Source organism: Chryseobacterium mucoviscidosis (assembly GCF_002177115.1).
GTDB lineage: Bacteria > Bacteroidota > Bacteroidia > Flavobacteriales > Weeksellaceae > Chryseobacterium > Chryseobacterium mucoviscidosis.
In genome coordinates, this window is the sequence record NZ_MVAG01000128.1 from 82,372 (window position 1) to 97,024 (window position 14,653).

Below are 14,653 nucleotides of genomic sequence, written 5' to 3' on the forward strand. Positions count from 1 at the left end.
CAAACACAGACAAATGTTTTTCAGTTAATTAAAAATTTACACCCCATAAAAAAATCAAATTATGACATATTTAGGAATTATTGTTTTTATCGGATTGGTAACCTTATTTGCTTCTTTTTTCACAGTGAAACAGGAAACCGCGGCAATTGTAGAGCGACTCGGAAAATTCCATTCCGTCCGTCATGCAGGTTTACAGCTTAAAATCCCTTATCTGGACAGGATCGCAAAAAGAATGAACCTCAGAATCCAGCAACTGGATGTAATGATTGATACGAAGACTCTGGATAATGTTTTTGTGAAAATGAAGATTTCCGTACAGTTTCAGGTTATCAGAACACAGGTTGCGGATGCTTTTTACAGGCTTGAAAGTCCGCACGACCAGATTACATCATATGTTTTTGATGTCGTAAGAGCCGAAGTTCCGAAATTAAAACTGGATGATGTTTTCTTAAAAAAAGATGATATTGCCATCGCTGTAAAAGCAGAACTTCAGGAAGCGATGCAGAGTTACGGATATGATATCATCAAAGCTCTGGTTACAGATATCGATCCGGATGAGCAGGTAAAACACGCCATGAACAGAATCAACGCTGCCGAAAGAGAAAAAACAGCCGCAGAATACGAATCTGAAGCCCAGAGAATAAGAATTGTAGCCGTGGCAAAAGCCGAAGCAGAATCTAAAAAACTGCAGGGACAAGGTATTGCAGACCAGAGAAGAGAAATTGCAAAAGGTCTGGAAGAATCTGTAAGAATGCTGAACAACGTTAATATCAACTCTCACGAAGCCTCTGCTCTTATTGTTGTAACGCAGCATTATGACACGCTTCATTCCGTAGGAGCAAGCAACAGAAGCAATCTTGTTTTACTGCCCAATTCTCCCACCGCAGCAAGCGGAATGCTGAATGATCTTGTGGCCGCCATGACCACTGCCAATACCGTAGGAGAAGCAACCAAAGGAAATTATCCCAAACCGCCGAATGATCACGATCACAATACAAACAGCAACAGATAAAGCAAAACCTCCGGAAATTCCGGAGGTTTTATTGTTTATTTTTTAGTTTTAGATATTTGCTTTACCAAAGTATATTTTATGGAAGATCCGTCTGCCGGAGGATTTTCTATTTTTTCTGTTTTTACTTTTAAAACATATTCATAACCCGGTTCATAAGTGAAGCCTTCGATATTGGTATAAAAATTCGTCCACGAATCTGAAGCGTTTTCTTTTACCTGAAGACATTTCATGGGTGCAACTCCGGTGCAGTCTGCGGTTTCAGGACCTACAATAAATGTTTTTTCGTTCGCAGCAGCAACGTTGGAAGAAGTTGTACATTGTGTAAGAATCATAACAAAAATTGCCGAAAACGTTACTTTTAAAAATGTTGTGAAATTTTTCATAAATAAAATTTTAGGACAGGGTTGCAATTACTGTGCCGTGAAATGATCTTAAAATTTACTTTTCAGCAGTTTTTTTATCTGAAACTCCCCAAAACTTCTGTTTCCCGATCAGCAGTTCGAAAAAAAGTCTGAAATCTGAGATCAGCGACCAGAGCGGATATTTGAAGGTTGCAGGTCTGTTTTTTTCAATCACTGCATGACTGAACCATGCGAATCCGTACCCGAAGATCGGGACGTACCAGAGAAACCGTTCTTTTCCGGAGCTGATAACATATCCTATGACGAAAAAGACAAGCAATGTACCCAGAAAATGAAAGATTCTGGTTCCTGTTTTACTGTGTTCCGTAAGATAAAATTCATAGAACTCTTTGAAGGTTTTAATTCTTTCTGACATGATCATTTGTACTTTAAAGTTCCAATCATAAAAGTTTCAGAAGCATTCAATGCACGTGAATTTTTAGTCAGTTCCTTTATTACACCTTCATTCTTGATGTAATTGGAATGAATAAAATAAGTATCTCTGTTTTCGCGGGTAATGTAACCTGTATGAAAATCCAGTCCTACAAGATATACCTGATTTTTATTTTTCCCTAAAATATAATGCTCCAGATCCTGTCTTTTGCTGAAATATTTTATCTCTGTACAAAGCTTTTTAATCATTACAGAAGAAGCCTGCTGCGCAAGATACGTTCTGTTGATATCAAAACCGTAATCCGATAAAGTATTCGTTACAAAATATCCGCAGGCAATACTTCCCTTCTTCGGTTCTCTGGAAGTTCCTGCAAAAGACCATGGCGTTTTTGCCCAGAATTGAGGAACATCATTATTGATAAATTTAAAAAAATACTGCTTTTTCTCTGCTTCTGTCTTTTGATGAATTGCTGTTAAACATTCCTTATAACTCCGTTTTACTTCTGTACGGTTTCTTTGGGAATTGCCTTCATGATCAGATGTCTTTTTACAGCCTCCCAATATCAGAAGCGAAAAAACAAGCAGATATTTCATCATACAATTAAGCTTTACCCAGTTTGCTGTTTCGGTATCCGTAGCAGAAATAAATTACCAAACCTATAGCAAACCACAGTCCAAACCAGAACCAGTTGTCATGGCTCATTCCGGTAAGAAGATATAAACATGAGCTTAAACCGATTAACGGAATCAGAGATAGATTTTTAACAAATGCCAATACACAAAGCAGTAAATTAACCAGAATAAAAAAGAAAATAGAAGCTCTGAATTCTCCTTCTTTAGGGTCTTTCCAGTCCATTAAATTATGGAAAAAATCAGGCTGCCAGAAATAGAAAACCACTAATCCGCCAATAAAAATAAGAGGGAAAATAAGCTTTCCGTTCACGTAAGGCAAGTGAAATCTTCCTTTGATCTTTTCTTTTGCCGGAAGCATTAAAACTCCCGCGCATACCAAAACAAACGCGAAAATAGTTCCGATACTTGTGAAATCGAGGATGAAAGATTTATCGGTAAACAAAATCGGAATTCCGACAACAATTCCTGTAACTAAAGTTGCAAACGATGGTGTTTTATATTTCGGATGTACTTCCTGAAATTTCTGCGGCATCAGTCCATCACGGCTCATGGCGTACCAGATTCTCGGCTGTCCCATCTGGAACACCAAAAGAACGGTTGTAATGGCTACAATCGCTACAAACGACACGACAAGCTCCATCCATGCAACATTGGCGTTTCCTTTTTCAAAAATAAAGGAAAGCGGATCTCCAACGCCGTCAAATTTCCTGTAATCCACCATTCCGGTAAGAACCAACGTTAAAGCAATATAAATAAATGTACACAATACCAGAGAAATAATCATTCCCTTCGGAAGCGTTTTCTGAGGATCTTTTGTTTCTTCTGAAAGTACACTTAAGGCATCAAACCCGATATAAGCGAAGAAAACTCCCGAAACCGCACTCATTACCCCCGCAAAACCATTCGGCATGAAAGAAGTAACCTGAGTTTCCGGATTTAAAGGCGTCCAGTTATCTGTATTGATGTAAGCCAATCCTACTAAAATCACCAAAACAATCACCGCTAATTTCAGGATTACCAACGCGTTATTGAAGTTTTTACTTTCCTTAACTCCTACATAACACAGCCATGTAATCAATCCGTTGATGACCAAAGCCGGAACATCAACGATGAATTTTAAACTTCCGATTAACGGAGCATTCGTCCATGCATTAATAAGTTCTTTGTTCTCGGAACCGCTCATAAAAGCTTTCTTAGCTTCGGTATAACTGCACGTAAGATAATCAGGAATATGCATTCCTAAACGGTGCAGGAAACTTGTAAAATAATCGGACCACGAAAAGGCAACATAGATATTTCCGAAAGAATATTCCATAATCAGCGCCCAACCGATGATCCAGGCAATTAATTCCCCGAAACTTGCATAAGCATAAGTATATGCGGAACCCGCAGTCGGGATCCTGCTCGCAAATTCTGCGTAGCAAAGTGCTGTAAAACCGCACGCAAAACCACAAATCAAATATAGTAAGATCACACCGGGACCTCCTCTGAAGACGGCTTCGCCCAAACTGCTGAAACTTCCGGCTCCGATGATGGCGGCAATACCAAAAAATACGATGTCCCAAACACCCAAAACCCTCAATAAACTAGTAGATGTGTCTGTATCTGAATAGATTTTTCTTCTAAAAAGTTGATTCATTCAATTCTATATTTGATTCGAAAAAAGCAAATGTAATTATTTCTCCGAAATAATTTTTATTTTCTTAATCTTTCTTATCAAAAAGTTAAGAAGTCTTAAAAAAAATTTTGGTTACTAACAATGTGTTAAAACGCTTGCTTATACAATATCTTTTCAATATTTTCGTTGATAAATTGTGGATAAAAATTCCCGTAATTTTAAATATCTGAACCTGATTTTCAGGCTTCTTCATGTTAAAATTTAAAATTAATGAAATCGAAAAAAATACTTTTAGCGGCTGCTGTAATGTATTTCGGGATCTCCGATGCGCAACAGTCTCAGTACTTTACCCAAAAAGAAAACTACAGATTCAATCTCGCTGAAAATCTTTATCAGACCAAAATATACAACGCTTCACAATACGAATACGCCAGACAATATTTCTACAATCAGCATTTGTCGCGTTCGAGGAAAGAAGCTGCGCAGTTTTTTGATAACGTGATCGGCGTCATTCTTCAGAAAAATCATGCGGAAGAAGGATTAACCGCTTTCATGAAAGAATATCCGAACTCTGCTTATTTTGCACAGGCCAATTTACCGTTGGCTGATTATTATTTGGCTAAAAAAGATTTCGCCAAAGCTCTGGAAACTCTGAAAAAAGTAAACCAGTATCAGCTTTCCAAAGAAGAAAATACACAGTACATTCTGAAACTGGGCTATGCTAAATTCATGATGGGCGATTCCAAAGGTGCAACAGATGCACTGGAAGAAGCTTATAAAACGGCAGATCAGTCTCAAAAAGGCGATATTGCTTATATGTTGGGACATTTATATTATTCTAACAGGCAGAATGATAAAGCGTTCCGTTATTTTGATTCCATTAAAGAAGAGCCGAAATATTCTAAACTGGTGCGTCCTTACTATGTTCAGATGTACTACAATGACAAAGATTATGATAAAGCGATCTCCGAAGGAACTGCTTTACTGAATGAAGATATTTCAGATTCCTATAAAGCAGAAGTTCATAAGATCATCGGTGAAAGTTATTTCATGAAAGATGATTACACTTCGGCGTACCCACATTTGAAAGATTATCTGAGCGTTCAGCAAAATCCGTCTGAAAACGATCTTTATGAGATGGGATTTGTAGCGGCTCAGCTTAAAAAGTATGACGAAGCAGTTTCTTATTACAATCAATTACTGAACAGCAATTCTGCATTGGCTCAGAATGCTTATTATCAGCTTGGAAATGCTTATCTGGCGGTTGGTAAAAAACAGGAAGCACTTTCTGCTTTCCGTTCTGCGTATCAGATGAATTATGATAAGAATGTGAAAAAGCTTGCGCATGAACAATACGCTAAATTAAGCTACGACATCGGAAATCCGTTTGAAAGTGCTTCGACGGTAATCCAGAATTATATTAATGAAAACCAAAACGGCGCGAATGCTTCGGAAATGAGATCGCTTTTGGTGAAATCCTATTTATATTCCGGAAATTATAAGGAAACGCTGAACGCGATTGACCGTTTACAGAGCTCAACGCCGGAAATCAATAAAATCGATCAGGAAGTTTCTTATCTTTTGGGAACGGAAGAATTCAACAAAGGAAATTATGATGAAGCGGAAAATTATTTCTTAAGAAGTTTAGGATTTAACATCAATAAAGAATTCAACAACAGAGCTTTATATTGGTTAGGACAGGTGTATTATCAGAAAGGAAATTATCCTTCCGCAATCGCCCGTTATGAAAAATTACTGGGTGAAAATTTCCCTGAAAAGCAGCAGCTTCCTTATGATTTAGGCTATGCATATTTCAAATCTAAAAAATTTGATCAGGCTGAAACGTATTTTAAGCAATATTTAGCAAATCCGAAACCTGAGTTTAAAAATGATGCTGAACTTCGTTTGGCAGATATTAATTACGCAAACAATAACCTGAACGAAGCGATTGCCATTTATGATAAAAATGAAGACGCAACAGATTATACACTGTATCAGAAAGCAATGGCTTTAGGATTTAAAGGTGATACTCAGGCGAAAATTACCAACCTGAAAAACCTTTTATCCATATATCCGGATTCTGATTATTATGACGATGCACAATACGAAATAGGTACAGCTTACGCAGCACAGGACGATTTCAGTAATTCAAATGATTACTTTAATAAAGTGATTAAAACTTCATCTGATAAAGATTTGGTTGCCAATGCATCGATTTACAGAGCACAAAACTACATTGACCAGAACCAGAGTGATAAGGCTTTATCTGAACTGAGATCGCTTGGCGAACAGTACAAAAATACAGCCTATGCTGAAAAAATTGTTCAGGCGGCGAAACCAATCTTCACGAAAAACGGGGATGTTTCAGGCTATGAAACTTTCGCAAGAAATTTAGGGGTTAATATTGATGCATCAGAAATTGATGAAATTAACTTATCGACTGCAAAACAGTATTTCACGAAGAAAGATTACAAAAACGCGATTTCATATTACGAGAAATATTTAACGCAGAATCCGACCGGAGAAGGGCTTTATCAGGCAAAATATGAGCTTGGTGAAAGTTATTATCAGACCAAAGATACTACAAAAGCACTGTTGGTTTTACAGGAAGTTGCCAATGTTCAGAACGATTATCAGGATGATGCACAAACCCGTTTAGCGCAAATCTATGTCAATCAGGGGAATACGGCTGAAGCTAAAAAATATCTTGAAAATATTAAAAACTCATCAGACGTCAACATTAAAAATTACGCCAATGTTGAACTGATGAAAGTTTATGCCGATGAAAAGAACTTTTCTCAGGCCGAAAAATTAGCCGATGCGGTGATTGCCAACAATAAAAACTCCGCAGCGGTTATTGAGACGGCAAAAGTAATTAAGGCAAGAAGTCTGATGAATTCAGGAAAAGACAAAGACGCACAGTCGGCTTATGCTTCTCTTGAAAAATCTTCAAACACCTCAGTTGCCGCAGAATCTCTGTACGCGAAAGCTTATTATCAAAACAAAGGAAAAGCGTTTAAATCTTCTAATGAAACGATCTTTAAATTAGCCAATAATTATGCTTCCGAAGAATATTGGGGGGCAAAAGCTCTTGTTCTGATGGCGAAAAACTATATTGGTCTGAAAGACAATTATCAGGCAAGTTATACCTGTGATCAGATCATTGAGAATTATAAAGATTTCCCTGAAATTGTAGCGGAAGCGAAGGAAGTTAAAAAGCAGATTAAAAAGTAAAAATATATTTAATGTATCAATTTATCAATGTAACAGTTTACCAATCAAACTATACATTGCCAGATTGCTGCATTGATAAATTGGTACATTATTAATACAAAAAGTAATGAATAAAAGAATTCAATTATTATCCATCATATTTTTAGGGTTTTCGTCGGTAGCGTTTTCCCAGATCAAAGAAGAAAAACTGATTCTCAATAAAAAAAGGGAACCGGAAGTAAAAAAGATCGAAAAAAAGAAAACTTCGGTAGAAACCATTAAAAATTATCCGCCGGAAGAAAAATCTCAGAATCCAGTACAGTACAACATTACGGATGTTCCTGCAGTTTCGGATTTTAAAACATCAACAATTCAGGGAGCAGATGTGACCCCGAAATTTGAAGGTTCGGCTCAGAATAACTACATCCAGTTCGGAATGGGAAATTTCGGTAAAATTCTGGGGGATGCAAATATTTCGAAAACGCTGGAAAATAAAATTGAGGTTGGAGTGGATGCTCATTTTCTTTCAACGCAGGGTTTAAAAAAGGAATATGACTGGGATTCTAAGCAGAGTTCAACCACTTTAGGAGCTTTCCTGAATTCTTACGGAGATAAAGGAAAATTCAATCTGAATGCGGAATATGGTTTGAACAGCTATAATTATTACGGAATTTATGCTCTGACTCCAAGCAATGATGTTGATCTGGATCAAAGAGTCAATCAGTTTAAAGTAAACGGTTATTATGATTTTTATTCGAACGAAATTCTGAATGATGTAAGGGTGAAATCTTCATTTTTAAAAGACCATTTTGATGCTCAGGAAAATCAGGCTTCCGTTTTGGCGAATTTCTCGAAACATGGGGTTGAAATCGGCAAATCAGGTATCAGTCTGAATGCAGATTTAGGCGTTGGTTTGGAAACGGTAAAAACTGAATTTTCAATCAGAGATAAAAATTCGTCCAACTTTTTCAATACAAGTCTGAGTCCGAAAGTTACTTTCAGAAAAGGGGATTCTTACCTGAAATTAGGATCGCAGTTTGCGTTTCTGAATGGTAAAAACCAGAATGATCTGATGGCTGAGCAAATGAAAAATAACAAAACCTATTGGTTTCCGGAAGCTGAATTTCAGGTTGCTGCAGCACAGGAGTTTAAATTTTACGGAGGAGTTGACGGAGGTTTAAAGCTGAATACCTATTCAGACTTACTACAGCAGAATCCTTTTATTGTTTCTGACCAGTATTTAAGACCAACTGAAACAAAATATCATTTTTATGTAGGTTTAAGAGGAGATATTGATGAAACTTTTAAATATGATGTTTCTGCAGGGTACGGAAAAATGAGAGATATTATGTTCTTTAAGGCCAATGATCTTTTTGACACGAATTTCACCCTAAACCGTTCTGCCTATAATTTCGCGAATACTTTTTCTGCGGTGTATGATGACGGAAATGTAGGAGACATCAAAGGTAGTTTACAGTATTTTCCTCTGGCAAATTTAGTGTTGGACGGAGAAGTGAAATTTACCAAGTTTGATCTTAAAAACTACGAAAATATCTACAATGTACCTTTGGTTACGGCAACAATCGGAGCAAAATATACGATGCTGGATCAAAAATTATTATTAGGTTTTAAAGGTATTTTTGCCAGCGACAGAACTACCAATTCATTTATGATTCAGGGAGTTGGAAGTCCCATGTTCTATCAGTCTACAGAGAACACCAACGATAAAGTGGGAGGTTATGCAGATTTAAATTTATCGGCAGAGTATAAAATTCACAAAAATTTCAGTATTTTCGCGCTTGGAAATAATCTTCTGAGCTCAAAATATCAAACGTACAAAGGCTATAAAGTTCTGGGTGCACAGATTTTGGGAGGCGTGAAGATTACGTTTTAGAGTTTTAGGGTGGGAGAGTTTTTGTGTTTGAGTGTTTATTTATTCAGATTTAAAACTCTCTTAGTCTCAAACCCTCCAACTCAAATAGGCTGCATAGTTTAATGGATAGAACTTCGGATTTCGGCTCCGACAGTGAGGGTTCGAATCCTTCTGCGGTCACTTTTAAGGACAGACATTTGATGTTTGTCCTTTTTTATTGATTATCATTGCCAATCATTTAAATCTCTTTGATATATATCATTAATTTTTTTTAAAATTTATTATCTGGATTTATTCTAAATTAATATATTTGCATCATGAATATGATCGTTCCTTTCAAAGTAGCTCCATTAGCTCCTGCTTTTTCAATGAATACCGAAGAAATGTATTGCGGCGATAAGAAGTCATGCTGCAAAAAATTTAAAAAGGGAAAAAGATGTAAAAAGTGCCCGGGAAGAAAGAAAATGGCTTAATTAAAGCTTTTTAACAGGAAATAGACCGCCAGAATTAGTAAGGCAATCCCGATAATAATTCTCGCGATTTTTGGCTGTCCATGAGGATTTGCAACAGTTCTTGGCTGTGACTTAAATAATTCCTCTGCCTTATCTTTAAATTTTTCCGAATTGTTTTCGAAAACTTCGGTAATCGTAATGCCCTGAACGGCTGTTTTGTGCAGTAGTGAATTCGTAGCGTGAAGCAAAATCTGGAATTTACCGTCTTTAAATTCCGTTATTTTAAAAACTCTTTCTCCATAAGATTTTTCCAGTCCGAAAGGTAACACTTTCACCACATCGGCATTTTGAGTCTGCCAATTGATGATGATCTCCTCCCCTTTTTTCGCATGAATTTTGTTTGCCGTAAAAGTTTTAATAGAAGGCGGAATATTGTACCGGAAGCTTTTCTGATGACTTTCTAAATTCTGATCGTAAGAATGTCTTCTGCTTTTATCACTCAATGTTTCATAGGCTTCCTGAATTTCACGGAACCGGTCTGCGAAAAAATCATCGTTATCATTTTTGTCAGGGTGATATTTTAAAGATAATTTTCGATAGGCTTTTTTGATGTCTTCTTCCGAAGCATCGTGAGAAATCCCGAGAAAATAGTAGTAATCTTTCATTAAGCTATGCAAAAATAAGGAATTTATTTTCTTTTTTAAACGCAAATGGTACGAATAATTTCACAAAGATCTCGAATAATTTTATGTTATGCTTTTAATCTTTTTCTTTAAAACAAAAAATCATATTGAGTAAAATTCCTAAAAACTCTTTGGAGTTTTATCTGTGTAGAAATCATATTAAGAGGACGTTCGGCGTTCCGTAGGAACGCTATCTCTAGAATATTTATCAAAATATCTCAAGCTTGTTTTTTTAAATCTTTTTAATGTTTCGGTTCAGGCGGCTTTGCCGCCTGAACCGAAACCCTATTTTCTGAGATCGCTTCTTTGCTCATCGCAATGACTGTAAAAAATTCCGGCTCGGGAAGCGAAGCTTCCCGAGCCGGAATTAAACAATTTCAATTGAGTTACTTTTATTATGCTACCGCAGCGTTTTCTTTTCTTTCAAAACCTCTGTGGCGGCATCCTGAAGCGAATTCTTTTTTAAACTTCCCTTTCAGCTCCTGATATTGCTCGTCATTCATTTCTCTGATTTTATCCGCCAATCCGAAAGGAGATTTTTCTTTGATTCCGTATTCCTCAAAAATACCCTTTACAAATCTTTTTCTCTGCGCTGCTTTTTTAACAACTGCTGCAACTCCTACTACGGCTAAAGCAGCTAAAGCGCCTTTTAATACTGAATTTTTCATTTTTTCAAAATTTTAAATTTTACTACTTCTTGTTTTTTATATAGACGAATAGATTTCCATTTTACTTTACTACTTCTAAAATTTTTACTATTCGTTGGTTCTGTTGTGCCTGTTGAAAAAAACTGTTGAACATCGGTCTCTCCAGACTTCTTTGAATTTTTCTCTTTCTTCGGGTGTAAGATGCATCATTTTTTCTCTCATCTTCTTTTCTTTACAATCCCTCATTCCTTTTCCGAAATGGAAACCTCCGAAAAGAATTTTACTAAGAATAAGAATTCCCATTGCCTGCCAGAACGTGATTGATTTTACTCCCAAAATTTCAGGGAGAAGGCAGTTCCAGAGTGCCATTACGATCCATGTAACGCCTAAAAAAATCAATGGCGGACAAAGAATCAGAAAAATCCAGCCTTTTTTATGTTTATGATTCATATCTTTTTATTTACTAACTGTTTAAATCTTCGTATAATTTTTTCAATCGGTTTCTTAAATGTTTTACGGCGTAATTTTTACGACTGATAATCGTTTTAATGTTTTCGCCATGCTCATCCGCAATTTCCTGAAGGGTTTTGTCATTGAGTTCGTTTTCCACGTAGACGAGTCTTTGTTTTTCCGGCAGTTCATCCAGAGCTTCAAAAAGTTTTTTCCAGATCTCATCCTGAAACATTTTGATTTCGGGACCTGCACTTTCATCCATGAGCAGAATATCTTTAATGGAAAAATCGCCGTCTTCATCTTCGTACACGAAATCTTCAAGATTCTCGGTTTTCTTTTTGCGGTATTTGTCCGTGATTTTATTTGCCGTTACTCTGTACAGCCAACCGCCAACATTCACAATCTCAGAAAGATTGGTAAGACTACTGAACTGATACCACACTTCCTGCAGAATATCTTCCGCATCCTCCGTATTTTTCACTTTCGGACGAATGTACGACATCAGCTTTCCTCCGTACTTTGAAACGGTCTGTGAGATGATATTTTCCTTCTCCTTCTGTGGCATTGTTATTTTTTCGACAATCTCCATATTGCTATGACGATTGAAAATTTTGTTTTACTTTAATAAATTTAAAATAATTTTTAAGAGATTAAAATTTTCTTTTATTCATCCGTATTTTGAAACACGAATAACGCAAACTTTTTTTCACTAATTACACAAATTATCCAAGATATTTTCTTTTCTGATTGTGAAATTCGTGAAGCAAAATTTGGTCATTACTAATGTTTAAACAAAAAAACGAAAAGCTAAGCCTTTCGTTTGTATTGTGAATGATATGTTTTAATTCAGATAAATTCCGAAGTACCAAGTCCAGAGAATTAAAATAATCTGCATCGGAATTCTTTCTTTATACAGATAAGTCATTCCGGGACCTGTGAAATCCGCTTTAAAAATATTGATCTTTTTTCGGGATGAATTGATATTGGCAATGAATACCAAGACGTAAAAAACAATCAATAAAATGGCAGTCAGCTCACGAATGGAAGGAATCATCAATCCGATTCCGGCTGCAACCTCAATAATTCCTGTAAAATAAACCCAAAATAGTTTTGAAGGGATAAAATCCGGAATCATCATTGCCATTCCTTGCTGGAACTTAAAATGAGAAAATCCTGTAAATATGATGAAAACAGCCATTCCCAAATTTCCTGAAAACAAAAAATTCCAGTCGCCCTGAAAAATTTTGGTTGCTACTAAAGACAAAACGAATGTTGTAAAAAGAATGGTGAGTAATTTCATAAGATGTCTTTTTGTTTTCAGTAGATAATTTACACTATGATTAATCGTAATTTTATAGCCAGTAAATATAACTTAAAATAATTAGACAATCATCGAAAATAATTATTTTTCAGCAAGTTCTTTTACAATTTGCAGACCTTTTGTAAAGCCTGTATTCATATGCTCTTCCCAATCTTTTTCAGTCTGAACTTCGGCATGAAGTTTTGTTTTGCCATCAAAATCGGTTAAAAAATATTTTTCAAAGCAGCCGCTCCACTGTTTCACCTCCATGCTTTCTGTATCTTCGTTACCTGCTTCATCTCGCATTCCCAAATGTTTAAAAACAATCTGATCCGGCTTTTCCAGACTGTCTATTGTAGAAACCATTCCTGCCCCTTCTGCATTTGTAAAATAGGTTTTCCCGTTTACTTTCCAGTCAGATTTCATGAAAGAAGCAGAGTTCGGATTAAAAAATTTTGTCCACTCACTGTATGTATTTTCATTCCACAAAACGTCCCAGACTTTTTCTTTGGGAGCGTTGATGATGATTTCGTAAGATAAAGTTTCCATATTGTTTTTATTAAATGTTTAGAGTTGGTTTTCGGATAAATGCTTCACATTGGAAAGGGCATCCGGAAATTTTTCTTCGAAAAAGCTTTTAAACTCTTTTGAAGTCTGAATTTCCACTTTCAGATGGGTTGTATTTTCATCTTCAGTCAAAATGTATCTTTCCGTGGCTTCACCCCAATTCTGCGGCGCTTCTACTCCATTGTAAATCTCACCGAGATGGAGAAATTTAATTTCCTGATTGGGAATTAATGTAACAATTTTACTGAACATCCCGTTGTTTTGGGGATCCAGAAATTTAATGATCTCATTTTCTTTTAAATTTCCCTGATAAAAAGAGCCTTCCGTAAATGCAGAAGTCCATTGCCTGAAAGAAAAATCGTCCCAGAGTACACTCCACACTTTTTCCGCTTCCGCATTGATCTGAATATCAAAATGTAATTTTTCCATAAAAAACTGTACAAACTAGCTGTTATTTTAATTAAGATTTTATCCTCCTACAAAGTCTCCGCCATTAATATGAATGATTTCTCCCGTTATAAAACTGGAATCTTCCGAAGCCAGAAAAACATAAGCCGGAGCAACTTCCGATGGCTGTCCTGCTCTTTTTAACGGATTGTCTTTTCCAAAAGTTGACAGATCGTCGAAAGTTTCCTTCACAAGAGGAGTCCAGATCGGACCGGGAGCAACGCCGTTGACCAAAATTCCTTTTTCAGCAATATTTACAGCCAGAGAACGGATGAAAGTGGCAATCGCTCCTTTCGTAGCTGAATAATCAATTAAATGATCACTTCCCCGATATGCTGTAACAGATGTGGTACAGATAATTCGCCCTCCTTTTTTCATTAATGATAAAAAATCTCTGGTGAAAGCAATCATAGAAACAATATTGGTATCAAAGGTTTTCCGGATCTGATCGTCTGAAATCTTTTCAATGTCATTTTTAGGGAACTGAATTCCCACATTGTTTACAAGAATATCCACTGTTTTCCAGTCTTTTTTGATCTTCTCCAGACATTTTGTTCTGAAAGTTTTTTTTGAAACATCCCCTTTCAGCAAAATACATTTTCGACCTTCTTTTTCTACGAGTTTTTGTGTTTCTTTCGCATCCTTGTCACTTTCTTTATAAATAACTGCAACATCGGCTCCTTCTCTCGCAAAATGAACCGCAACTGCCTGTCCTATTCCACTGTCTCCTCCGGAAATTACCGCTTTATTATTTTGAAGTTTTTTACTTCCCAAATAGCTTTTCCGTATAATTTCGGGATAAAGTCCGTCTTTAGGAACTTTAGATTTTGAGTCTGACTTGTTCTGTGTCTTCATAAGCAAATCTTTTATGAATACCCATCAAACAGCAAGCCGAAAAGGAAAATTAAGAATTTGAAGAAGATGAGCAGAAAGTTTTTAAACGGTTAAAAAGCTTCAAACC

15 protein-coding genes and 1 tRNA gene are annotated in these 14,653 nt (G+C 36.3%); 4 read left to right on the forward strand and 12 right to left on the reverse strand.

From position 1 onward, the window contains the following. Positions 1-61 precede the first annotated feature (61 nt). Complete coding sequence (locus B0E34_RS15030; RefSeq protein WP_087710744.1) at positions 62-1,012, forward strand: SPFH domain-containing protein; 951 nt, start codon at positions 62-64, stop codon at positions 1,010-1,012. 35 nt (positions 1,013-1,047) lie between these two features. On the opposite strand, the gene B0E34_RS15035 is transcribed toward B0E34_RS15030, so the two are convergent. From B0E34_RS15035 to B0E34_RS15050, 4 genes are read right to left on the reverse strand one after another with little or no spacing between them, the layout of a single operon-like run. Further along, a complete protein-coding gene (locus B0E34_RS15035) occupies positions 1,048-1,395 on the reverse strand; it encodes a DUF4377 domain-containing protein (RefSeq protein ID WP_087710746.1) in 348 nt (115 codons plus the stop codon). A gap of 55 nt (positions 1,396-1,450) precedes the next feature. Then, entirely contained in the window at positions 1,451-1,789 is a 339-nt protein-coding gene (locus tag B0E34_RS15040; RefSeq protein ID WP_087710749.1) for an Mpo1-like protein, read from the reverse strand. Between the two features lie 2 nt (positions 1,790-1,791). Beyond that, positions 1,792-2,403, reverse strand: coding sequence for a hypothetical protein (locus B0E34_RS15045; RefSeq protein ID WP_123956646.1), 612 nt, complete (start codon positions 2,401-2,403; stop codon positions 1,792-1,794). A 4-nt stretch (positions 2,404-2,407) separates the two neighbouring features. After that, a complete protein-coding gene (locus B0E34_RS15050; RefSeq protein WP_087710754.1) occupies positions 2,408-4,078 on the reverse strand; it encodes an APC family permease in 1,671 nt (556 codons plus the stop codon). 249 nt (positions 4,079-4,327) lie between these two features. Here B0E34_RS15050 and B0E34_RS15055 point away from each other — a divergent pair, with 249 nt between their 5' ends. From B0E34_RS15055 to B0E34_RS15065, 3 genes are all read left to right on the forward strand, one after another. Then, a complete protein-coding gene (locus B0E34_RS15055; protein WP_087710756.1) occupies positions 4,328-7,291 on the forward strand; it encodes a tetratricopeptide repeat protein in 2,964 nt (987 codons plus the stop codon). A 106-nt stretch (positions 7,292-7,397) separates the two neighbouring features. Further along, positions 7,398-9,164, forward strand: a complete 1,767-nt coding sequence (locus tag B0E34_RS15060) for a TonB-dependent receptor (RefSeq protein ID WP_087710758.1) — start codon at positions 7,398-7,400, stop codon at positions 9,162-9,164. Positions 9,165-9,251: 87 nt separating this feature from the next. Continuing rightward, positions 9,252-9,323, forward strand: a tRNA-Arg gene (locus B0E34_RS15065). A 289-nt stretch (positions 9,324-9,612) separates the two neighbouring features. Here the strand turns inward: B0E34_RS15065 and B0E34_RS15070 are convergent. From B0E34_RS15070 to B0E34_RS15105, 8 genes are all read right to left on the reverse strand, one after another. Further along, positions 9,613-10,260 carry a J domain-containing protein gene (locus B0E34_RS15070; RefSeq protein ID WP_087710761.1) on the reverse strand — a complete coding sequence of 216 codons (648 nt, stop codon included), beginning with the start codon at positions 10,258-10,260 and terminating at the stop codon, positions 9,613-9,615. Between the two features lie 413 nt (positions 10,261-10,673). Beyond that, the gene (locus tag B0E34_RS15075) at positions 10,674-10,946 is read right to left on the reverse strand and encodes a hypothetical protein (protein ID WP_087710763.1); all 273 of its coding nucleotides are present in this window, start codon (positions 10,944-10,946) and stop codon (positions 10,674-10,676) included. A gap of 87 nt (positions 10,947-11,033) precedes the next feature. Continuing rightward, positions 11,034-11,375, reverse strand: coding sequence for a hypothetical protein (locus B0E34_RS15080; RefSeq protein ID WP_087710766.1), 342 nt, complete (start codon positions 11,373-11,375; stop codon positions 11,034-11,036). 13 nt (positions 11,376-11,388) lie between these two features. Continuing rightward, positions 11,389-11,943 (reverse strand): RNA polymerase sigma factor, encoded by a 555-nt coding sequence (locus B0E34_RS15085; RefSeq protein ID WP_228408211.1) that lies wholly within the window; start codon positions 11,941-11,943, stop codon positions 11,389-11,391. A gap of 276 nt (positions 11,944-12,219) precedes the next feature. Then, on the reverse strand, positions 12,220-12,678 hold the full coding sequence (locus B0E34_RS15090) for a DoxX family protein (RefSeq protein ID WP_087710768.1): 459 nt from the start codon (positions 12,676-12,678) through the stop codon (positions 12,220-12,222). Between the two features lie 102 nt (positions 12,679-12,780). Further along, on the reverse strand, positions 12,781-13,227 hold the full coding sequence (locus B0E34_RS15095; RefSeq protein WP_087710771.1) for an SRPBCC family protein: 447 nt from the start codon (positions 13,225-13,227) through the stop codon (positions 12,781-12,783). An 18-nt stretch (positions 13,228-13,245) separates the two neighbouring features. Continuing rightward, entirely contained in the window at positions 13,246-13,674 is a 429-nt protein-coding gene (locus B0E34_RS15100; protein ID WP_087710773.1) for an SRPBCC family protein, read from the reverse strand. A 39-nt stretch (positions 13,675-13,713) separates the two neighbouring features. After that, on the reverse strand, positions 13,714-14,547 hold the full coding sequence (locus B0E34_RS15105; protein ID WP_087710775.1) for an SDR family oxidoreductase: 834 nt from the start codon (positions 14,545-14,547) through the stop codon (positions 13,714-13,716). Between the last annotated feature and the right edge of the window lie 106 nt (positions 14,548-14,653).